The 21,297-nt window shown below is 52.7% G+C and carries 19 protein-coding genes; 11 read left to right on the top strand and 8 right to left on the bottom strand.

Annotation, left to right across the window (positions count from 1 at the left end; genetic code table 11):
- Positions 1 to 16 precede the first annotated feature (16 nt).
- Complete coding sequence (locus IR195_RS06325) at positions 17 to 1,114, bottom strand: AI-2E family transporter (protein WP_089038608.1); 1,098 nt, start codon at positions 1,112 to 1,114, stop codon at positions 17 to 19.
- A gap of 192 nt (positions 1,115 to 1,306) precedes the next feature.
- Between IR195_RS06325 and IR195_RS06320 the strand changes: the two genes are divergently transcribed.
- Positions 1,307 to 2,134 carry an SIMPL domain-containing protein gene (locus IR195_RS06320; RefSeq protein WP_146945315.1) on the top strand — a complete coding sequence of 276 codons (828 nt, stop codon included), beginning with the start codon at positions 1,307 to 1,309 and terminating at the stop codon, positions 2,132 to 2,134.
- Here IR195_RS06320 and serS read toward each other — a convergent pair.
- Positions 2,079 to 3,356 (bottom strand): serine--tRNA ligase, encoded by a 1,278-nt coding sequence (serS, locus tag IR195_RS06315; RefSeq protein ID WP_206049044.1) that lies wholly within the window; start codon positions 3,354 to 3,356, stop codon positions 2,079 to 2,081. The genes IR195_RS06320 and serS overlap by 56 nt on opposite strands.
- Positions 3,357 to 3,695: 339 nt before the next feature.
- Between serS and IR195_RS06310 the strand changes: the two genes are divergently transcribed.
- The 3 genes from IR195_RS06310 (at position 3,696) to ydiJ (ending at position 8,847) form a co-directional block, all read left to right on the top strand.
- A complete protein-coding gene (locus tag IR195_RS06310) occupies positions 3,696 to 4,949 on the top strand; it encodes a dicarboxylate/amino acid:cation symporter (RefSeq protein ID WP_146945316.1) in 1,254 nt (417 codons plus the stop codon).
- Between the two features lie 115 nt (positions 4,950 to 5,064).
- The gene (locus IR195_RS06305) at positions 5,065 to 5,655 is read left to right on the top strand and encodes a DUF4202 domain-containing protein (protein ID WP_206049043.1); all 591 of its coding nucleotides are present in this window, start codon (positions 5,065 to 5,067) and stop codon (positions 5,653 to 5,655) included.
- Between the two features lie 87 nt (positions 5,656 to 5,742).
- Positions 5,743 to 8,847 carry a D-2-hydroxyglutarate dehydrogenase YdiJ gene (gene ydiJ / locus IR195_RS06300; protein ID WP_206049042.1) on the top strand — a complete coding sequence of 1,035 codons (3,105 nt, stop codon included), beginning with the start codon at positions 5,743 to 5,745 and terminating at the stop codon, positions 8,845 to 8,847.
- 20 nt (positions 8,848 to 8,867) lie between these two features.
- Here ydiJ and trpC read toward each other — a convergent pair whose 3' ends face one another.
- The 3 genes from trpC to IR195_RS06285 are packed head-to-tail and all read right to left on the bottom strand — an operon-like array spanning position 8,868 to position 11,341.
- Positions 8,868 to 9,671 (bottom strand): indole-3-glycerol phosphate synthase TrpC, encoded by an 804-nt coding sequence (trpC, locus tag IR195_RS06295; protein WP_146945151.1) that lies wholly within the window; start codon positions 9,669 to 9,671, stop codon positions 8,868 to 8,870.
- 8 nt (positions 9,672 to 9,679) lie between these two features.
- Positions 9,680 to 10,699, bottom strand: coding sequence for an anthranilate phosphoribosyltransferase (trpD, locus tag IR195_RS06290; protein ID WP_125746775.1), 1,020 nt, complete (start codon positions 10,697 to 10,699; stop codon positions 9,680 to 9,682).
- A 36-nt stretch (positions 10,700 to 10,735) separates the two neighbouring features.
- Complete coding sequence (locus IR195_RS06285; RefSeq protein WP_206049041.1) at positions 10,736 to 11,341, bottom strand: anthranilate synthase component II; 606 nt, start codon at positions 11,339 to 11,341, stop codon at positions 10,736 to 10,738.
- Between the two features lie 309 nt (positions 11,342 to 11,650).
- Between IR195_RS06285 and IR195_RS06280 the strand changes: the two genes are divergently transcribed.
- Complete coding sequence (locus tag IR195_RS06280) at positions 11,651 to 12,574, top strand: metal ABC transporter solute-binding protein, Zn/Mn family (RefSeq protein WP_206049040.1); 924 nt, start codon at positions 11,651 to 11,653, stop codon at positions 12,572 to 12,574.
- Between the two features lie 42 nt (positions 12,575 to 12,616).
- On the opposite strand, the gene IR195_RS06275 is transcribed toward IR195_RS06280, so the two are convergent.
- The gene (locus IR195_RS06275; RefSeq protein ID WP_206049039.1) at positions 12,617 to 13,285 is read right to left on the bottom strand and encodes a phosphoglycolate phosphatase; all 669 of its coding nucleotides are present in this window, start codon (positions 13,283 to 13,285) and stop codon (positions 12,617 to 12,619) included.
- A gap of 152 nt (positions 13,286 to 13,437) precedes the next feature.
- On the opposite strand from IR195_RS06275, the gene IR195_RS06270 reads away from it, so the two are divergent.
- Entirely contained in the window at positions 13,438 to 14,736 is a 1,299-nt protein-coding gene (locus tag IR195_RS06270) for an NAD(P)/FAD-dependent oxidoreductase (RefSeq protein WP_125746768.1), read from the top strand.
- A 9-nt stretch (positions 14,737 to 14,745) separates the two neighbouring features.
- On the opposite strand, the gene rpe is transcribed toward IR195_RS06270, so the two are convergent.
- Positions 14,746 to 15,447 carry a ribulose-phosphate 3-epimerase gene (rpe, locus tag IR195_RS06265; RefSeq protein WP_125746766.1) on the bottom strand — a complete coding sequence of 234 codons (702 nt, stop codon included), beginning with the start codon at positions 15,445 to 15,447 and terminating at the stop codon, positions 14,746 to 14,748.
- Between the two features lie 219 nt (positions 15,448 to 15,666).
- Here rpe and cysP point away from each other — a divergent pair, with 219 nt between their 5' ends.
- Genes cysP through IR195_RS06245 form a run of 4 tightly spaced genes read left to right on the top strand, consistent with a single transcriptional unit; the run spans position 15,667 to position 19,486 of the window.
- A complete protein-coding gene (gene cysP, locus IR195_RS06260) occupies positions 15,667 to 16,704 on the top strand; it encodes a thiosulfate ABC transporter substrate-binding protein CysP (RefSeq protein ID WP_206049038.1) in 1,038 nt (345 codons plus the stop codon).
- A 9-nt stretch (positions 16,705 to 16,713) separates the two neighbouring features.
- Positions 16,714 to 17,568: a sulfate ABC transporter permease subunit CysT gene (gene cysT, locus IR195_RS06255; RefSeq protein ID WP_206049037.1), complete on the top strand. Its 855-nt coding sequence runs from the start codon at positions 16,714 to 16,716 to the stop codon at positions 17,566 to 17,568.
- Positions 17,568 to 18,395: a sulfate ABC transporter permease subunit CysW gene (gene cysW, locus IR195_RS06250; RefSeq protein ID WP_125746761.1), complete on the top strand. Its 828-nt coding sequence runs from the start codon at positions 17,568 to 17,570 to the stop codon at positions 18,393 to 18,395. The genes cysT and cysW overlap by 1 nt, the downstream gene beginning before the upstream one ends.
- Positions 18,392 to 19,486 (top strand): sulfate/molybdate ABC transporter ATP-binding protein, encoded by a 1,095-nt coding sequence (locus IR195_RS06245; protein ID WP_125746759.1) that lies wholly within the window; start codon positions 18,392 to 18,394, stop codon positions 19,484 to 19,486. The genes cysW and IR195_RS06245 overlap by 4 nt, the downstream gene beginning before the upstream one ends.
- 114 nt (positions 19,487 to 19,600) lie before the next feature.
- Here IR195_RS06245 and IR195_RS06240 read toward each other — a convergent pair whose 3' ends face one another.
- On the bottom strand, positions 19,601 to 20,215 hold the full coding sequence (locus tag IR195_RS06240; RefSeq protein WP_206049036.1) for an alpha-ketoglutarate-dependent dioxygenase AlkB family protein: 615 nt from the start codon (positions 20,213 to 20,215) through the stop codon (positions 19,601 to 19,603).
- A 204-nt stretch (positions 20,216 to 20,419) separates the two neighbouring features.
- On the opposite strand from IR195_RS06240, the gene IR195_RS06235 reads away from it, so the two are divergent.
- Positions 20,420 to 21,256, top strand: a complete 837-nt coding sequence (locus IR195_RS06235; RefSeq protein WP_241006803.1) for a DMT family transporter — start codon at positions 20,420 to 20,422, stop codon at positions 21,254 to 21,256.
- Positions 21,257 to 21,297 lie beyond the last annotated feature (41 nt).

The raw sequence follows: 21,297 nt of genomic DNA, 5'->3' as shown, positions 1-21,297 counted from the left end.
ATCCTAAACGCCCCTTTTATTCTCGACGCTTCCAAGGCGGACGACGTGCATCACCAAGACGCGTTCGACGCTGACCTCCCGGCCCTAGCAAATGAGCAATCCAGCGAGTCTGAGGATGACTATCCAAGGCGATTTTTAATGTCATCGTCAATACGACCGACAACAACATCCCCGTAGCGCCAAAGATCCACCCCCACACAACCAACGAAAGAAACGCCACGAAGGTAGATAGCCCCAGCGCTTGCCCCATAACTCGCGGCTCAATCAAGTTACCCAAAACAAAATTGATCACCAAATAGGCGGATGCGAGTAACAGCGCCTGTAATACTCCGCCATCTTGAGATACTAACAATAGCAGTACGGGAGGAATCGCCGCCAAAGCCGAGCCGATATTAGGGATAAAGTTAAGCGCAAAAGCCAATACCCCCCACAGCAACGGAAACTCCACTCCCACTATCAAGCAAGAGAGCCATACGAGTACCCCGGTGGCCAAACTAATAACGGTCTTCACTGCTAGATAGCGTTTCAGCGTTAAACTAAACTCGCTAAACCGCTTTAGGCTTGGCGCTGGGTTCTCAAGAGCGCGGGACACTTTATCTCGGAAATTAAGCGTCTCAAACAGCATGAAAATAACTAACAGCCCAATAATACTGCCTTGCATAAAGAGATTGCCGAGCTCGCCTAACAACGTTGCCACCCACGACCCATCGTCCTCCATAGCAAGCATATTGCTAAGCTGATCAGGATTAATGGCTAGCCCACGGCTGGAGAGCGCGTTGAGCAAAGCCCAATAGTGCTCATACAAGCGCGACTCGATATCTGGCAGCACCTGAACAAAGGTGCTAAAGCTGTTGACCACCAGCAAACCAATTAAGGAAATAAAGCCCAATAGCACCATCAGCGTTAAAAAAGCAGAAGCTCCCCTACTGAGGCCACAACGATGCAGCCACTGCACAGGCGACGTACATACAACAGCAATAAATACTGACAGTAGCAGAGGAACCAAAAGATCCGCCCCGGCCTTCATACCCGCCACAATAACGACTAGTGCAGCAAGCGCCAGGGTCGCATTTAAGGGGATGCTACGATAATCCTCATCCGATAATTTCGACATTGCCCTTTCCTTAGCGTGTTATCCAGATATCATGGCCGCTCGCACAATATTGCACAAACCATGACAACATTAAGCAATTGCTTTGCATCGACTCTTAGCCAGTGAACTTTATTGCGCTTTGCCCTTCCAAGCAGCGTCACAGTATAAGTTAGTTAACATTAAACATTGGCTCGATCAGTAAGGAAGTGACTTATGAATCCAGTAACACCACAGCTAAAACGCTTGCGCTACGGCGTGCTTGGCAGCGCACTGCTCGCCCTTCTGGCAACGTCTACGGCTCATGCTGCTCCCACTACCCCGCCTAGCTTACAGGTCCAAGCCCAATCATGGGTGGAAGTAGAGCCCGATAAAGCCACTCTGTCCGCACGGCTGTGGGAAAATACTCCCGCGGTTTCCACGCTGGAAGATACCGACAGCGGCGAACTGAGCGACGCACGCGAACGACTGGAAAATCGTGCCAGTGAGCTAATTAAGGCCATGGAAGACATTGGCATTGAGCAGCGCGCCATCAATGCAGGGTCACTCAATGTTTATCCTGAGCACGTCGCCGGCCCGCGCAACGATGATGGTGAGCGTGAAACGTTAATGCGCACCCGCTTAGAGCGCCCTTTCAGTATTGAGCTTACCGATATAGATCAGTTGGGCGAGGTGCTTGACGCCATGATAAGTGCTGGCGTGAACACGCTAGATGGCGTTCAGTTTGATCTTCAAGACCGCAACGCCGCTACCGATGAAGCGCTGACCAAAGCACTAGAGAAAGCCCGCCATAAAGCGGACCTAATGGCCAGCACCCTAGGCGTAAGCCTTGGTCAAGTACAGCGCATTGAAGAAGCCCAAGCTCCCGTCTTCCAGCCCCGCATGATGGCCATGCGCGCTGAGAGCGATTCCATGGGCAGTGGTTCCGCTAGCGACTATCGCCCCGGCACCATTCGTATCGATGCCGAGGTCAACGTCGTGTGGGCAATTAGAGGGCAAGACGCTCAAGACCGCCCAAGTAATGCTGGAGAGGCTCAGGAATAGCAATAGAGCCATCCGCCTGCTGGTGGTTTTCAAGCACCGCCAGCAGGCAACGCCCCACTGCCAAACCTGAACCATTCAATGTATGTAACAACTGCGGCTTTTTAGCGTCTGGGTGGCGGAAGCGAGCTTGCATGCGCCGCGCCTGGAAATCCTCACAGTTAGAGACTGAAGAAATCTCCCGATACGTTTCTTGGCTAGGTAACCAAACTTCCAAGTCGTAGGTCTTCGCCGCACCAAAGCCCATATCACCGGTACATAACGTGACTACGCGGTAAGGCAACTCCAACGCCTGCAGAATTGCTTCAGCATGGCCACGCATCTCTTCCAGTGCTTCATAACTCTTTTCTGGCTCAACAATCTGCACCATTTCAACTTTATCGAACTGATGCTGACGAATCATACCGCGGGTATCGCGCCCATGAGATCCTGCTTCGCTGCGGAAACAAGGCGTATGAGCCGTCAATTTCATTGGCAATGTCGCCTGATCGACAATCTCATCGCGCACAAAGTTCGTTAGTGGCACTTCCGACGTCGGAATTAAATGGTATTCCCGTTCGTCATTAAGTTTAAACAGATCTTCGCCAAATTTTGGCAGCTGGCCGGTGCCTATCAGCGAATCGCGATTCACCATGTACGGCACATAGCACTCTTCATAACCGTGCTGCTGAGTTTGCGTATCCAACATAAATTGCGCTAGCGCCCGATGCAGACGCGCAATCGGCCCACGCATTACCGCAAAGCGAGCGCCGGTCAGCTTAGCTGCCAGTTCAAAATCGAGATAGCCCGATTTCTTACCAAGATCCACGTGATCCAGCACCTCAAAATCAAACTCACGCGGCGTACCCCAGCGGTGAAGCTCAACATTGTCGTCTTCGCTTTTGCCTTCAGGCACGCTTTCATGCGGAAGGTTGGGAATACCACTGATAGCGTCATCCCACTCTTCCTGCACCTCGGCCAGCTCTTTCTTGGCTTTGTCCAAGCGCTCGCCTAAATCACTCACTTCATCCAGCAACGGCTGAATATCTTCACCGCTAGCCTTCGCCTTACCAATCGCTTTTGAACGCATGTTGCGCTCGTTTTGCAGCTGCTCGGTCTGGGTTTGCAACTCACGACGGCGCGATTCCAGCGCTTGCAGTGCCGCTTTATCAAGTTCGAAGCCCCGCCGGGCCAGTTGTTGCGCAGCCGCATCAAGATCACCGCGCAGCAGTTTCGGATCGAGCATGAGTTATCCCTTGGCCTGAAATCAGTGAAACACGGCGTACATCGCCCGTGATGAAAGAAGCCTATTGTAGGCAAAAGCACGGCGGGGAGCTATGGGGGAGCGCCAGCGAGTTATTACCTACTACAGCAAGTTATAAAAAGGAGGTTGGAAAACGAGAATTAGAGGTTCACACCTCCAAGAAAAATTCCCTCCGAACGTTTACTGCACAAAACTCTCTCTCCCCTGCATACGCTATTACCAATCGGCATAAAAACCTTGGCTCACTAGCCCAAAGTGATAGAGTGCCCGCCGATTTGCAGCACGAATCACTAATAATGGATGTTTAACAGGAGAAGCCTCGTGCAAGAAACAGCAAAAAAGGGAAAGTTTTCTTGGTGGAGTAGCATCGCGCTGTGGAAAAAAATTTTAGCGGGGCTGGCACTGGGGATATTAGCCGGTGCGTTACTGGGTGAAACCGCCAGTGTCTTTAAGCCGCTCGGCGATATTTTCATTAATGCCATCATGATGCTGATTGTACCGCTAGTGTTTTCGACACTGGTGGTCGGTATTACCTCAATGCGTGACCCGCAAAAAATGGGCCGTATTGGTGCGCGCACTATTACCTTGTATTTGGTGACGACGGCCTTTGCGATCAGCATTGGCCTACTGCTTTCTACCCTGTTGCAGCCAGGAGTAGGCGTCGATTTAAGCTTCGATACAGAAGTAACTGCCAACGAAGCCCCCTCGTTGATTTCTATTCTGGTCAACTTGGTGCCGCGCAACCCTCTCGATGCCCTGGCGAATGGCAACATTATGCAGATCATTGTATTTGCTATTGGCTTAGGTATTTCGCTAACGCTGATTGGCGAAAAAGGCGAGCCGGTTATGAAGGTCTTCGATAGCTTTGCCGAGGCGATGTACAAATTAACGGGGATTGTGATGGCCTTTGCGCCCTTCGGCGTATTTGGCTTAATCGCCCATGTTTCTGGCCAGTACGGCTTAGAAATCCTGCTGCCGCTGGCCAAGCTGATTGGCGTGGTATATCTCGCCTGCATTCTGCATGTGTTGGTAATTTACTCTGGGTTTATTTCACTACTTGGCCGTTTGAACCCTATGCGCTACCTCCAAGGTAGCTTGGATGCCATTGTGGTGGCGTTCTCCTCGGCCTCGTCTGCTGGCACGCTGCCGGTATCGATTCGCTGCGCGCAAAAAAACCTCGGGGTTTCAGAGGGCGTATCTGGCTTTGTGCTTCCCGTAGGCGCGACGATTAACATGGACGGCACAGCGCTTTACCAAGGCGTAGTCGTGCTGTTTATTGCCCAGATGACCGGCACCGATCTAACCATGATGGATTACGGCATGATTGTGGCCACCGGCACGCTGGCCTCAATTGGTACCGCAGGCGTTCCCGGCGCGGGTCTCATAATGCTGTCGATTGTAATGGCACAAATTGGCCTGCCTCTGGAAGCGATTGCGGTGGTTGCCGGTATCGACCGTATTCTGGATATGGCTCGCACCAGCGTAAACGTGGCGGGTGATTTGATGGTCACGACACTAGTGGGTAAAAGCGAAGGCGAACTAAACGAAGAGGTGTATAACAACAACCGCGCATAGACTTCTTTATGAATGTTACTTTAGCGCTTGCTGCCTTTGTGTAGCGGGCGCTTTTTTTATGGCCTGGCGCTAACCTGCTAGCATGTTGTTAACCCCCCTAACCATGCGAGCTCTTATGCCTTCTGCGTTTGAACAAACTCTAACGGCCATTGATGCGCTGCACGCCCAAGATCCGCGCCAAACCACCCCTGCCGATGGCACACCCCTGCCCCAAGAGCTTGCCTACGCCCAGCGTATGAGCCATTGGTTAGCACAGTTACAATCTGCCCCTGCCGAGCTGCTACGCTTGGCAGTGCGCGCCCAGCATCTCCAGCGCTGGCTTGTGCCGCGCAGCGACTATCCTGAAGGACGCATAGGCTATTTAACCTGGCGTCGCGATCAAAGTGAGCGCGCGGGCGATACCACTGCCCAACTGATGCGTGACGCTGGTTATAGCGCTGCAGACGCCGAACGAACTGCAACGCTTATCCGTAAGAAAGGTCTTGGCCGCGATGCCGATGTGCAAACGCTGGAAGATTGCGCTTGCCTAGTGTTCTTGGAAAATTACTTTGCAGATTTCTCCCGCAAGGTCGAGCACGATCATATGGTGCGTATTGTGCAAAAAACTTGGGGCAAGATGTCCCCCCAAGCACATGCACTTGCTCTGGCACTGCCCATGAATGCGACCAGCGCAGCGCTGGTGAAAGAAGCGCTTGGCAGCGCATAAGACGCGCCATCAAGATGCAGAGCCGCGGTAGCTGCGGTAAAGTAGCGTATCCCCTATCCGCTCCCAGCAGTGACGGCTTGATCAACTATGATTGCATCTTTGGATTCTCGTACGGCCCCGCTTAAACGCCTAAGCACTCATTACGTGCGTTTCCTCGACGCCTTGCGCGCCCGTGGCTTCGAAGGCGAGATAGCCCCTGACTATGCCAACCGCACGGTGCTGGCAACGGATAACTCGATTTATCAGCGCCTGCCCCAAGCGGCGGTGTTTCCTAAGCATGCGGAAGACCTGGAACGCCTTGCCAAGCTGGCTGCCGAGCTGCCCCACCGCGATGTCGTGCTCACTCCTCGGGGGGGCGGCACTGGTACCAACGGCCAGTCGTTGACCGATGGCATCGTGGTGGACGTTTCCCGCCATATGAACCAGATCCTCGAGATTGATGTTGAGGCGCGGCGGGTGCGCGTTCAGGCAGGCGTGGTGAAAGATCAGCTCAACGCGGCGCTGAAGCCCCATGGGCTGTTTTTCGCCCCGGAGCTGTCGACCTCGAATCGCGCCACCATCGGCGGCATGATCTCCACCGATGCCAGCGGTCAGGGCAGCTGCGAGTATGGCAAAACCCGTGACCATGTGCTGGAACTGGATACGATTCTGCTGGGAGGCCAGCATCTGCATAGCCGCCCGCTTAGCGCTGACGAGGAGCAGCAGGCCGTTGCCCAATCCGGCATACTCGGCCAGGTGCATACCACCGCGGCCGAAATTATTGACCAACAGCGCGGGCTGATTGAGGCCAAATTTCCGCCGCTCAACCGCTGCTTAACCGGCTATGATCTGGCGCATCTGCGGGAAGCAGAAGGCCAGCTGAACCTGAACAGCCTGCTGTGTGGCTCGGAAGGCACGCTGGGCTTTTTGAATGAAGCGGTACTCAATGTGCTGCCGATTCCCAAGCACGCCACTTTGGTCAATGTACGTTATGCCAGCTTTATGGACGCGCTGCGCGATGCCAAGGCATTGATGACGACCAGCGCGCGCCCCACCTCGATTGAAACCATCGACGACACCGTGCTGCAGCTGGCCATGGAGGACTTTGTCTGGGACAGCGTGGCGACGTTTTTCCCCGCCACCGGCAGCACGCCAATTCGTGGCATTAACCTGATCGAGTTTAATGACGATGATCCTGAACGCTTGGCAGAACGGGTGCGGGCGTTCACGGACCATTTGAGCCAAGACCCCACGGTAGAGCGTTTAGGCTATACCCTGGCGGAAGGCCGTCCTCAAATCCAAAAAGTTTACGCCATGCGCAAACGCTCGGTGGGCTTGCTGGGCAATGTGCAGGGCGAAAAGCGCCCACTTGCGTTTGTCGAAGATACCGCTGTACCGCCAGAGCACTTGGCTGACTTTATTAGTGAGTTTCGCGCCGCACTGGATGCCCGCAAGCTCTCCTACGGTATGTTTGGCCATGTCGATGCGGGGGTACTGCACGTGCGCCCGGCGCTGGATATGAAAGATCCCGAACAGGAAAAACTGATTCGTGAGATTTCTGATCAAGTGGCTGACCTGACCCAGAAGTACGGCGGGCTGTTATGGGGTGAGCATGGCAAGGGCGTGCGCTCGGAGTACGGCCCCAAATTCTTTGGCGAGCTGTATCCCAGCCTACAGCGTGTTAAAGCCGCGTTTGACCCGCATAACCAGCTAAACCCCGGCAAGATTGCATCGCCCGCCGAAGGCAGCGAATTAATCGCCAAAGACAGTGACCCTGAGCTATTAACGATTGATGGTGTTACCCTGCGCGGCCAGTTGGATCGCACCATTGATGAGCGGGCATGGCAGGCCTACGACGCGGCGGTGTACTGTAACGGCAATGGTGCTTGCTACAACTATGATGTTGATGACCTCATGTGCCCTTCCTGGAAGGCTACCCGTGACCGCGTGCATTCGCCTAAAGGCCGTGCCAGCTTAATGCGTGAGTGGTTGCGTCTGCAGTCCCAGGCAGGGATCGATGTAGTGGAAGAGTCGCGCAAAAAGAAAGCCGAAAACGGCTGGGGCTTTATCAAAAGCTTTCCGCACCGCATCGCCAATACGCTCAGCCGCAAACAGCACCACGATTATTCTCACCAAGTTTATGACGCCATGGCGGGCTGCTTGGCGTGTAAATCTTGTGCCGGCCAGTGCCCGATTAAGGTCAACGTGCCGCAGTTCCGTTCGCAGTTTTTAGAGGTCTACCACGGCCGCTATTTACGCCCGCTGCGCGATTACATCATCGGTGGCACTGAGTTCATGCTGCCTACGCTTGCCAAGGTAGCGCCGCTGTATAACGCCCTACTCAACCAGCGCTGGGTCGATAGCCTAATGCGTAAAGGGCTGGGAGTGAGCGACTCCCCGCAGCTTTCCCGCGCCAGCGTGAAAAAGCAGCTGCGCGCCTGGGGCGTGGCCGAAGCTACGCCTACCTCGCTTGCACTGCTGACTGAACAGCAGCGTGCCAACAGCGTGATCATTGTCCAGGATGCCTTCACCAGCCACTTTGAAGCCAAACTGGTGATGGACGTGGTGGAACTGCTGTCGCGACTGAATCTGCGGGTGTTTGTGATGCCATTTTCTGCCAACGGCAAACCGCTGCAAGTGCAGGGCTTTTTAGGCGCCTTTGAGCGCACGGCGGAAAAACAGGCCAAGCGCCTGCGGGCACTGGCAGAGTTCGACGTCCCCATGGTGGGGATCGACCCAGCGATGACGCTGACCTACCGCCAAGAGTACGTCAAAGCCTTAGGGGCCGAGCAAGTGCCCAACGTGCTGATGCTGCAAGAGTGGCTGGCCACGCGTATGAACACGCTAGTGCCTCGCCCACTGAACCTAACCGACCCTGGCTTTAAGCTGCTGTCTCACTGTACCGAAAAGACCAACGCCCCCGGCAGCCCAAAGGCCTGGCAGCAGGTGTTTGCGGCATTTGGTTTAGAGCTGGCGTTAGCCACCACAGGGTGTTGCGGCATGTCAGGCACTTACGGACATGAAACCCGTAATGTCGCAACCTCCAAAACCATTTATGCCCAGTCCTGGCAGCCCCAGGTGGAAGCCGACGAAAACACGGGCAAGCTGCTCGCCACCGGCTACTCCTGCCGCAGCCAGGTGAAACGCTACTCAGCGCAAACATTACACCACCCGCTTCAGGCGCTACTTACGTGCCTCAAGCGGGCCAGTTAATAAGCGTTTAACACTATCGATTAAAAAAACAGCTGCTTGAGGGCTTGGCCTGGGTCCTCTTCACGCATAAAGGCTTCACCAACTAAGAAACCGTTCACTTCATGGTCGCGCATAAGCTCCACGTCATCACGGGTATGGATACCAGACTCCGTGATGACCGTGACGCCCTCAGGAATGCGCGGCAGCAGGTCTAATGTGGTGTTCAGGCTGGTCTCAAAGGTATGCAAATTACGGTTGTTGATGCCCACCAGCTTTAAATCCAGCGCTAGGGCACGCTCTAACTCAACAGCGTCATGCACTTCTACCAGCACATCCATGCCTAATGCATTAGCTTGCTGGTGCAGATCGCGCAGCTGAGCGTCGTCGAGGGCAGCGACAATCAGCAAGATACAGTCTGCCCCGATGGCGCGCGCCTCGGTTACCTGATAGCCATGGGTAATAAAATCTTTACGAATGACGGGAAGGTCACAGGCATCGCGGGCAGCGATTAGAAAGTCTTCATGTCCCTGGAAGAAATCGGCATCCGTTAATACTGATAAGCAGGCTGCGCCGCCCTCTGCATAACGCTTAGCGATATCATCAGGATGAAAGTCATCACGTATCACGCCCTTGGAAGGCGAAGCTTTTTTCACCTCAGCGATAACCGCTGCGTCACCAGCGGCAATACGGGCATTCAGTGCAGCAATAAAGCCACGGGGGGCACTTTGCTTGTCAGCCAACGCCAGCAGTTCTGCTTCAGAAACCGCCTGTCGGCGCTCGGCTACTTCTTCGTCTTTACGAGCCAAAATACGCGTTAAAATTGTTGGCGTTGCCTGGTCAGTCATTTGATAGTTTACCCTTTAAAGACGCTAGTGAAGTGTGAAAGCTCTCGGAGCTTCTCTAACGGCAGCTTGGAAGCCTGTGCATCCTGAGCCACCATTACGCCCTCTTTTAAGCTATCGGCCACACCTGAACAGTAAAGCGCAGCGCCCGCATTAAGTGCCACTATATCTGCCGCTGCCCCCTCACCACTCAATGCAGCTTTTACCAGACGTAAGCTGTCTTCGGCGCTGGCTGCTTTAAGCGTAGCTAAGCTTTGTCGCTCAATCCCCAACTCTTCTGGAGTGATGGTGTACTCGGTAATTTCGCCATCCTTTAGTTCAGCCACCCGCGTCGGTGCCGCCAAGGAGATTTCATCCAAGCCATCTTCAGAGCAAACTACTAACACATGGTGGCTGCCAAGCTTACGGAGCACTTCAGCCATCAATGGCACTAATTCTGGAGAGTAAACCCCCAGCACTTGGTTACGTGCACTTGCAGGGTTAGTCAATGGGCCAAGGATGTTAAACAGCGTGCGCACGCCCATTTCCCGGCGCGGCCCGATTGCAAAGCGCATGGCAGGATGATGATTAGGAGCGAACATAAAGCCCACACCTACTTGTTCGATACAGCGCGCCACTTGTTCAGGCTTAAGGTCTAGGTAAATACCGGCAATATCAAAAAGGTCTGCACTGCCCGACGATGACGAGACACTGCGGTTACCATGCTTAGCGACATGGGCGCCGCCAGCAGCAGCCACAAAGCTAGCCGCCGTAGAAACATTAAACAGGTTCGCACCATCACCGCCGGTGCCAACAATATCGACGACGTTGTCAGTGTGCAGTTCAACGCGCTTCATGAGTTCGCGCATAACCTGAGCCGCCGCACTAATTTCCTCGGCGCTTTCGCCTTTCATGGCAAGCCCCACTAGCAGGCCGCCAATTTGCGCATCGGAGGCTTCGCCGGTCATGATCTGGCGCATTAGCGCGTGCATCGCATTGAAAGAGAGGTCTTCGCGGCGCATCACCGCGTTAATTGCATCTCGCATTTGCATGAACAGAAAAGCCCCTAAAGCGTGTAAATTTGGCAATCAGCCGCGTTTTAAAAAGTTAGCCAATAACGCATGGCCTTGGCGCGTGAGTATTGACTCAGGGTGAAACTGTACCCCCTCAACATCCAGGCTGCGATGACGAAAGCCCATTATCAGCCCTGGCGTAACGTCATCGTCTGAGGTCCAGGCAGTGATTTCAAAACACTCCGGTAAGCTTGTTCTTTCTACCACGAGTGAATGATAACGGGTCACTTCTAACGGGTTTTCAAGCCCGCGAAAAACCCCTTGCCCACTATGCACAACGGCAGATGTTTTACCATGCATCACCTGGGGCGCTCGCACCACTTTACCACCGTAGACTTGTCCAATCGCCTGGTGACCAAGACAAACCCCCAAAATAGGCAGTTTACCCGCAAAGTGGGCTATCGCCGCCAGCGAGATGCCCGCTTCATTAGGGGTACAGGGCCCCGGTGAAATGACTAGATGAGTAGGCGCTAAGGCGTCAATCTGTTCAAGGGTAAGCTCATCGTTACGATAGGTCATTACCTCGGCACCCAGCTCACCCAGGTACTGGACGATATTGAACGTGAAACTGTCGTAGTTATCGATCATCAATACACGTTGCACTACCCGCACTTGCGCCATCGCCGCAGCTACTCCATCACATTAATCAAACCCCTTGGTAGGGATGATACCCCAACCCAAGCACCACTTGCAGAGCCAAGGGTCGGCTAGGACATACACACGCCCAATACTCTGGTAATTTTTAGTGAGAAACAAACACTGAGTTTATCAGTAAACTAGTGAGGGACTTTTCAAGGTAATCAAAAATACTGAAAGAGAGTGGCTAGCCCTTTCTGCTAGGTTTAAACAACTTGACAGCATAACGAAACTAGCAACGGGCCTTGACTGTCTTTATCATCTGCCGACTTTTTAATGCGTTAGGAGCGTGACATGGACAATCGAGCACCCTGGATAATAACGCTCGTATTGATGACGACTGTCTGCAGCAGTCACGCGCTGGGAGACACCTCGTTTAAGGTTATCGCTTCGTTTTCAGTCATTAAAGATTTAGTGAAGCGTGTCGCAGGCGACAGCATCGGCGTTACCACTATTGTGCCCACAGGCGAAGATGTGCACCGCTGGGAGCTTCAACCGCCAAATGCCCTAGCTGTCGAAGAAGCTGACATTGTTTTCTACAACGGGTATGGGCTAGAGCCATGGATACGGCATATTGAAGCCATGGCAGACGATTCACTAACGCTCACAGCACTTGCAGAAAGTGCCGACTATGCACCGCTAACGATTCTAGTTGGCCAGTATCAAGATAACACTGACCCGCATATGTGGATGGACCCCAAAGGGGCAGCCGCTTATGTTGATGTCATAGAAAAAACGCTTATCGAACGCTATCCCGAGCAGGCTGAGGCGTTTGCCACGCGTGCCGCTGAAACTCGTGAAGCACTGGCGCTGCTAGATCATCAACTCCGGGAACGCTTGGAAGGCATCCCGCAAACGAATCGCATGCTCACTACCAGCGAAGCCTCCATGGCTTACTTTGCCCGTGCTTATGGTTTTGAGTACGCCGCCATTTGGGGGATTGGCAGTGAGACCATTGGCAGTGCGCAGGCAATGGAAGAAATGAGCATGCTCCTCTCGCAACAGCGCCCGCCTGCACTGTTCTATGAAAGCACCTCTCCCTATATCCACATGGATGCACATGCCCGAGCAACGGAGCTTTCGCTGGCAGGGCCTTTATACACAGACACCTTAAGTGACACAGACGGCCCTGCCTATAACTACCCTGCTATGTTGCGCCATAATGCTGAATTACTGCATGAATACCTAGGCGGCGCACGGGCAGAAAAGCAGCCCTAGAAAAAAACAGTTCTAGAAAAAACAGCCGTATCACCGACAGTTTTACTCCGTCAGCGCCAGCAATGAGCTAATAATCACGTCAGGCTGGCTATGCTCAATCGACTCGCCGTGGTTATAGCCGTAAGGCAACGCCACGGTAGTAAAGCCAGCGGCCTTACCCGCAGCAATATCGTGGCGCGAGTCTCCTACCATGACACTTGCCGAAGGTGAGATATCCAGCTGTTGAGTCGCATGCAGTAGCGGTAACGGGCTGGGTTTTTTCTCGGCAAGCGTGTCGCCACCAATGCAGAGGGTAAAAAGCGAAAGCAGATCAAAGTGGCTTAAAATTGGCGCAATAAAGCGCTCTGGCTTGTTAGTAATCAGCACCAGTAGATAGCCTGCTTTGTGCAAATCATGCAGCGCTGTTCTCACGCCAGGATAGAGCCGGGTTAGTGCATTGGGGGCAGCACCGTAATGGCGCATAAAAGCCTCATAGGCGGTGGTTTGCAATGCCTGTCCTGGCGCATCAGCGAGTGCCCAGGTTAGCGCTCTTTCAATAAGTACCTGCGCACCATTACCCACCCAATCGCGCACATGCTCTTCACTAGGCGCAGGCAGCCCAACATCGCTGAGCGAGCGCTGAACCGCTATCGCTAGATCCGGGACCGAATCAATCAAAGTGCCATCTAAATCAAATGCAATTAACCGCTTACCCTGCAAAATGGCATGCACGCTCTCTCTCCCTAGGCTAGGTAAAAATATTTTTCAAAAAATGGCCGTTAGTAAACGTAATCGCGGCTAGTTCTTTTATCCTACCGACTTAGCACGTCGCCAACCACGCCCGGAAGCTCTATGCTGTGATCATCTTATCCGAGGAGAAAGTAATGACCATCCCCCGAATTGTGATCGTCGGCGGTGGCGCTGGCGGACTTGCTCTAGCAACACGCTTAGGACGCACGCTGGGCAAAAAAAAGCGCGCCGAGATTGTCCTGCTAGACCGCAATGCCACCCATGTATGGAAACCGCTGTTACACGAACTCGCTACCGGAGTATTGAACTCTAGCATGGATGAAGTGGATTACCGCGGCCACTCTTCCGCGCACCATTACCGTTACCAGCGCGGCTCTTTAAATGGCCTTGATCGCGCACAAAAAGTCATTCACCTAGCACCCATCAAAGATGAAGACGGCGTTGAAATCCTTCCCTCTCGAAAACTAACCTACGATTATTTAGTAATAGCGCTCGGCAGTATTTCAAATGATTTTGGTACAGCGGGTGTTGCGGAACACTGCCACTTTATTGATTCGCCTCAGCAAGCCAAAGCGTTTCAGCGCGATATGATCAATACCTTTTTGCGTTATACCGATCCAACGCTGCGCCAAAACGCCGAACTGACTATTGGCATTGTAGGCGGCGGCGCAACGGGCGTAGAGCTTTCTGCCGAGCTTCTAGATGCTTCGCGCTTACTTAACGCCTACGGCGTAACCGCTGTTGACCACCAAACGATTAGCGTACACCTCATCGAAGCGGCTCCCCGCCTACTACCCGGCTTGTCAGAGCGTATTAGCGAAACAGTGCTGCAAGAGCTAGAAAGCATGGGGGTCACCGTTCACGTCGGCACCGCTATTAAAGAAGCTCAGCAATATCAATTAGTAACAGGCGACGGAGAGGTTATCAAAACGGATCTAAACGTGTGGGCAGCAGGCATTAAAGCACCGCCATTTTTGGCTGAACTAGACCTGACCACTAATAAGAAAAATCAAATTAACGTCCACCAAACGCTGCAGAGCGTAGATGACCCTTATATTTTTGCCATAGGTGACTGCGCCGACTGCCCTCAGGGCGAAGGCATCTCCGTGCCGCCACGGGCACAGGCTGCTCATCAACAGGCAACATTACTCGCCAAAAACTTGGTGCACTGCTTGGATAACAAACCACTGCAAAGCTTTACTTATCGTGACCACGGTTCGCTGGTGTCGCTCGCCCGCTACGATGCGGTAGGAAAGTTGATGCGCAGTTCCGCGTCTCGTGGGCTATTTTTAGAGGGCTGGTTAGCGCGCCAAGCCTACGCTTCACTTTATCGAATGCATCAGCTATCTATTCATGGCGCACCCAAAACGGGACTCGCATGGCTGGTTGATAAGTTAAACCGCTACTTAAAGCCCCGTATGAAATTGCACTAAGCTGTTTGCTTAGCCGTTATCCTTTGCCAACTCAGCGCGCATTTGCTGGATAACGCTATCGTAACCGTGCGGGTCGCTTGACTGGTGAGCATTGAAAATAGCTGAACCAGCGACAAAGGTGTCGGCACCCGCAGCGGCGATATCGGCAATATTATCTACCTTAACGCCGCCATCGATTTCTAAGCGGATAGGGCGGCCTGAAGCATCAATACGCGCCCGAGCTTCACGCAATTTACCCAGCGTGCTGGGGATAAATGACTGACCGCCAAAGCCCGGGTTAACGCTCATCAGCAGAATCATGTCAATTTTGTCCATGACATAATCGAGATACGAAAGCGGTGTTGCCGGATTAAATACCAGCCCTGCTTTACAGCCACTATCGCGTATTAGCTGTAACGAGCGATCCACATGCTCAGAAGCTTCCGGGTGAAATGTAATGTAACTCGCCCCAGCCTCACTAAAATCGCCGATCATACGATCCACGGGTTTAACCATTAAATGTACATCTATGGGTGCCGTCACGCCGTGCTGGCGCAGGGCTTTGCAGACCATCGGCCCAATCGTCAGGTTCGGCACATAATGATTGTCCATGACATCGAAATGGACAATGTCGGCCCCAGCGGCCAACACATTGTCGACTTCTTCACCAAGACGCGCGAAATTAGCGGATAGAATCGAAGGGGCAATCAGGAAGTCCTGCTCAGCGCTCATAGTGCATTCCTAGGTTAACAGGGGAAAGGAAGGCCCCTATCTTACCAGAGCCACCTAAGAAGCCCCATCTCCCTGCTGTTAAAGCTCAGCCGACAATAAATGCATATCTTTTAATACATATTCCCAAATAGAATATAAAACATAATTGTAATTCCACAATCACAGGTTTAACCTTATCCTCATTGCGATTAAATCGCCCCCAGATACAAGGAGCCTGTAATGACGCGACCTACTTTTTTCCGTACTGGCCTGCGCCGCAGCCTGATAGCCACGGCTGTTGGCGCTACGGTGGCTGTCACCGCTGTTTCAAACACGGCAATGGCTCAAGAGCGCGAGTTACTGAACTCTTCTTACGATATTGCCCGTGAACTGTTTTCAGCGATCAATCCGGAATTCCAAGCATGGTGGCAAGAAGAGCACGGTGAAGAGATTGCCATTAGCCAGTCTCACGGCGGCTCATCCGCACAGGCGCGCGCGATCATGCAAGGCTTGCGTGCGGATGTCGTTACCTTTAACCAGGTGACTGATGTTCAAGTACTTGCGGATGCCGGCCTAGTGGCCGAAGACTGGCAAGACGCGTTCGATAATAACGCCTCCCCTTACTACTCCACGACGGCGTTTTTGGTGCGTAAAGACAACCCAAAAGGAATCGAAAGCTGGGATGATCTCGCGAAGGAAGACGTGCAAATCGTTTTTCCCAACCCAAAAACATCTGGCAACGGACGCTATACCTATCTAGCGGCTTGGGGCTTTGCGGAAAATGAATTCGATGGCGATGAAGAAAAGATTCAAGACTTCATGCGCACCTTCCTACGCAATGTTGCGGTGTTTGATACCGGCGGCCGCGGTGCCACCACAAGCTTTATCGAACGCGGCATTGGCGACGTATTGATCAGTTTTGAGTCAGAAGTAAACAACATCCGTAGCGAATATGGCAGCGACGACTATGAGGTTATCGTGCCGCCGGTCAGTATCCTGGCAGAGTTCCCCGTTGCGGTGGTAGGTGAAAATGCTGAACGCAATGGTAACAGCGACCTTGCCCAGAGCTACCTTGAGTATCTCTACCGTGAAGACACCCAGCGCTTGCTGGCGGGCTTTAACTATCGCGTTCACGATGAAACAGTGGTAGCCGAATTTGCCGACCAATTCCCCGATACCGAACTTTTTGAAGTTGAAGATGTGTTTGGCAGCTGGGAAGAAGCTATGGAAAACCACTTTGAAGGCGGCGCCCTACTTGATCAACTGCAACGTCGTTAACGGAACACCATGAGCCAGCTAGCATTATGGCGGTCCGACAGCGCTCGCGTGCTGCCGGGCTTTGGCCTATCAATGGGGATCAGCGTGCTGTTTATTTCGCTGGTCCTTCTTCTCCCAATCACCGGGCTATTTGGCCAATTGGCAGGGCTTAGCCTTGCCGAATACTGGGCCATTATTACCGAAGGCCGCGTGGTGGCCAGCTACATGGTCACCATAGGTGCAGCGGCTGTCGCGGCGCTGGTGAATGCAGTATTTGGCTTACTACTTGCCTGGGTCCTGGTGCGTTATGAGTTTCCCGGCAAACGTCTGCTAGATGCTTTAATGGATCTGCCCTTTGCGCTACCCACAGCGGTAGCCGGTATTACTCTAGCGACACTGTATGCGGGTAACGGCTGGATGGGCAGCTTGTTGGAGTCACTGGGATTCCAAGTAGCCTATACCTGGGTAGGCATTGCACTGGCCATGGCGTTTACCAGCATTCCATTTGTGGTACGCACCGTACAGCCGGTACTGGAGGATTTACCCGCAGAAGTTGATGAAGCAGCGATGTCTCTTGGCGCAACCGATGGCGTGGCGTTTCGGCGCGTGATTATGCCGCACCTGTGGCCAGCTCTCGTTACCGGCACCGGGCTAGCCTTTGTGCGCTCACTAGGTGAGTTCGGGGCGATTATTTTTATCGCGGGGAATATGCCCTACGAAACCGAAATCACTGCGCTGATGATTTTCGTCAAACTGCAGGAGTATGACTACGCAGGTGCCTCTGCAATCGCCTCCGTTGTGCTGTTTGTGTCACTGGCCCTGCTGCTGGCGATCAATATTTGGCAAGGCCGCTTTGTGCGCCGTCTGCATGGAGGTAAAGGTTAATGCGCCGAATTGGTGATGCACCCGCCGTGCGGCGTTTACTCATTGGCGCCGCCCTGCTGCTATCTGGGCTATTTTTGCTGCTACCGTTGGTGGCAATTTTTGCCCAGGCCTTCTCCCAGGGCGTGACAGTCTTTTGGGCCAACGTTAGCGATACGTTCACCCTGCATGCGATTGGCCTGACACTCGTCATTGCGTTATTAACCATACCGATATGTCTAGTATTCGGTGTCGCCTTGGCATGGTTGGTTACCCGCTTTAGTTTCCCAGGTCGGCGTATTTTACAAACGCTGATCGATATTCCTTTTGCCGTTTCCCCCGTTGTGGCCGGGCTTATCTACCTGTTGCTATATGGCCGTAATGGCTGGATTGGCAGCTGGCTAGACAGCCACGATATTCAACTGATGTTCGCTTGGCCCGGCATTTTAATGGTCACTATTTTTGTGACCTGCCCGTTTGTGGCCCGCGAGCTCATTCCGCTCATGCAGGCCCAAGGCTCCCGGGAAGAGGAAGCCGCGGTGACCCTAGGGGCTGGCGGCTGGACCACCTTTCGGCGTGTCACGTTACCCAACATTCGCTGGGCACTGCTCTACGGGATCATCCTCACTAACGCGCGCGCCGTGGGGGAATTTGGTGCCGTTTCGGTGGTTGCCGGAGCTATTCGCGGCAAGACAAATACGTTGCCGCTGCATTTAGAGCAGCTTTATCAGGATTACAACGCAGTGGGCGCGTTTTCTAGCGCCGCACTACTGGCCCTTATTGCCCTGTTAACCCTTGCGGCCAAGGCAGGCCTGGAATGGCGTGCATCGCGCCAGGAGGCATTTTTATGAGTATTCGCCTACAGAATATCGCCAAGCACTTTGCCAACACCCAAGCGCTTGAGCCGATCAACCTGGACATTCATGAAGGCGAACTAGTCGGTCTGCTTGGCCCGTCTGGCTCAGGAAAAACCACACTGCTGCGTATTATTGCAGGCTTGGAAAGCGCTGACCGCTCTCCTCAACCCGGTAAAATACTGTTCGGCGACCGCGATGTCACCAACGTTCACGTTCGCGATCGCCGCATTGGATTTGTTTTCCAGCACTACGCCCTGTTTCGCCATATGAGCGTGTACGACAATGTCGCTTTTGGACTAACCGTGATGCCCAAGAAGCGACGCCCATCCAACGGTGAAATTCGCGCGCGAGTCTTTAGACTGCTGGAAATGGTTCAGCTGCAGCATTTAGCTAACCGTTTGCCCGCTCAACTCTCTGGCGGTCAGCAGCAACGTGTTTCCCTCGCCCGCGCCTTGGCCGTTGAACCTGACGTATTGCTTTTGGATGAGCCATTTGGCGCGTTGGATGCCAAGGTGCGCCAGGACCTACGACGCTGGTTACGCCGTCTGCATGAAGAACTTAACTTTACCAGCGTGTTTGTTACCCATGATCAAGAAGAAGCGCTGGAGCTGTCTGACCGCGTGGTGGTGATGAGTAACGGACGCATCGAGCAAATTGATACGCCTGAAACGCTCTATCGTTCGCCCAAAAATCGTTTTGTGTTTGAGTTCCTTGGCGACGTTAACCACTTAGAAGGCAAGGTACACCAAGGTGTACTCACCTGTGGCGATGCGCACCTCAATGTTGACTTGCCTAACGGTGACGAAGAGCTGTTGCTGCGCCCTCATGAAGTGCGCCTTGCCCAGCAGCCAAGTGCAGAGAGCCACTTGCCGGTGACAGTGACTGCCATTTCACCGGTTGGTGCTGAAGTGCGTGTTGAGCTGGAAGCCGACTGGCTGGCTAAGCCATGGCTTGCAACGGTGCGTCATGCTGATTTTGAGCAGCTTCAGATGCGCCGTGGGCAACGCCTATTCGCTCATCCACGGCAGTGGCATCGTTTCCCCGCCGCAGCGTCAAAAGTAACGGAGCAAAGCCGCGCCGCTTAGGGCATGCCAACAACGGCACAAGTAGAGGGCAGCTTTAGTTCGCGGACGCTTTAGAGCTGCCACCTTCTATTTTTAGCCACGACAGATGAGCTAACCACCTGTATCAACAGCTGGTTAGCGCATTTGCCTAAACGTTAGGCTAACCCGCAACTCACTACTTTTCTTGGTTTTAGGCAGGCTATGCAGCCAATATCGTTGCGTGGCACCTTTCATCACCAACAGACTACCGTGCTCTAGATTAAGCGATAGACTCTCCCCTGTTTGTTTATGTTTAAACGAAAATTTCCTTTCGCCACCTAGGCTCAACGCGCCAATCACACCATTTTCAACCAGGTCTTTTTCAGCATCACTGTGCCAACTCATTCCTTCCGCGCCAGAGCTATAAAAGTTGCACAAGCACGAATTGAACACATCACCACAGTTGCTCTCCACTACCTGCTTAATCTCTTGTAAAAAGCCAGGCCACACTGATGCCGTCTTGGTATATCCAGAGTAGGTATAAGAGACTGGCTCATCCGCGTACCAGGCTATTTTCCTCTTGGTAACGATCTCTTTTCCGTAAATAAACGCTCGATCATGCTCCCAGTTTAATTCGTCCCGACACTTAGCTAGATACATATCAGCAGAAGCCGCCTCTAGGATTTTACCGTGATAGTAGACTGCCCCATCTTGTGGAAGCAGGTTAATCAACTTCATGTCGTCGTTTTCAAACAGGTCAGTAAACGTCATAGCGATGCCTATTTTATGCTAACTACCAAGACAGCAAGAAACGGGTTTTTCCCATACCCCAAAGGCGGCAATACTGAGCCACACGTGGCTAACTCTAGAGCCTACTGATTAATAGCAAACCTTAAAATGGGGTATAAAATGAGAGCAATCGACTATATACGACTACTGTCATTAGCCGCTATATGGGGAGCGAGCTTTCTTTTCATGCGAATCGCCTCCCCTGCAATAGGGCCAATCAACACGGCATTTTTTAGAGTCTTTTTTGGCCTAATTGGTTTAGCTTTGATCATCTTAGTCATACGCAAAAGCCTGGAGTTCAAAGGTAAACTAGGTAAAACTTTGATATTGGGTGCAATCAATTCAGGCCTTCCTTTTCTGATGTACAGCATAGCAGCAACATTATTACCCGCTGGATACTCCGCTATTTTAAATGCCACCACCCCTTTGACGGGCGCCATGATTGGTTTATTTATCTTTAGCGAGCATTTATCGTTAAGAAAATGGATAGGTGTCTTATTAGGTATTATCGGTATTACGATCATTACTACGGTGGGTGATTCAAATATCGACGGTAATATATACATTGGCGTGGCCGCTTGCATCATAGCCACTATTGGTTATGGCTTGGCGGGGTTTCTTACCCGCAAGTGGATAACCCAACAAGGCGGCCTGGATTCAATGCTGGTTGCGTTTGGCAGTCAAATAGGCGCAACCGCTTTTCTTAGCCCCTTTTTAATCTGGAGTATTTCATATGGTCCAAGTACTGATTGGCTTCAGGGTGAGGTGTGGATCAGTCTGCTAGCCGTCGGCTTTTTATGCACGTCCCTCGCTTATATCCTCTATTTTAGATTAATCGCCGACATCGGGCCTTTACGATCACTCACGGTTACCTTCTTGGTGCCGCCATTCGCCGTGTTATGGGGCTTCTTAGTTCTTGATGAAACAATTTCCAGCGGATTCCTCTCGGGCTCTGCCGTCATTTTGCTATCCGTCTGGTTAATCGTTGGCCCTGATTCCCAAGCAACAGCCGAGCGCATTTGATTGAAATCGCATCACGACATGGCGTTGAAAGCGACAGAATA

Source organism: Vreelandella venusta, assembly GCF_015689495.1.
Classification (GTDB): domain Bacteria; phylum Pseudomonadota; class Gammaproteobacteria; order Pseudomonadales; family Halomonadaceae; genus Vreelandella; species Vreelandella venusta.
Note: the sequence above shows the minus strand (reverse complement) of the source record. Positions and strands in the feature narration are given on the sequence as shown.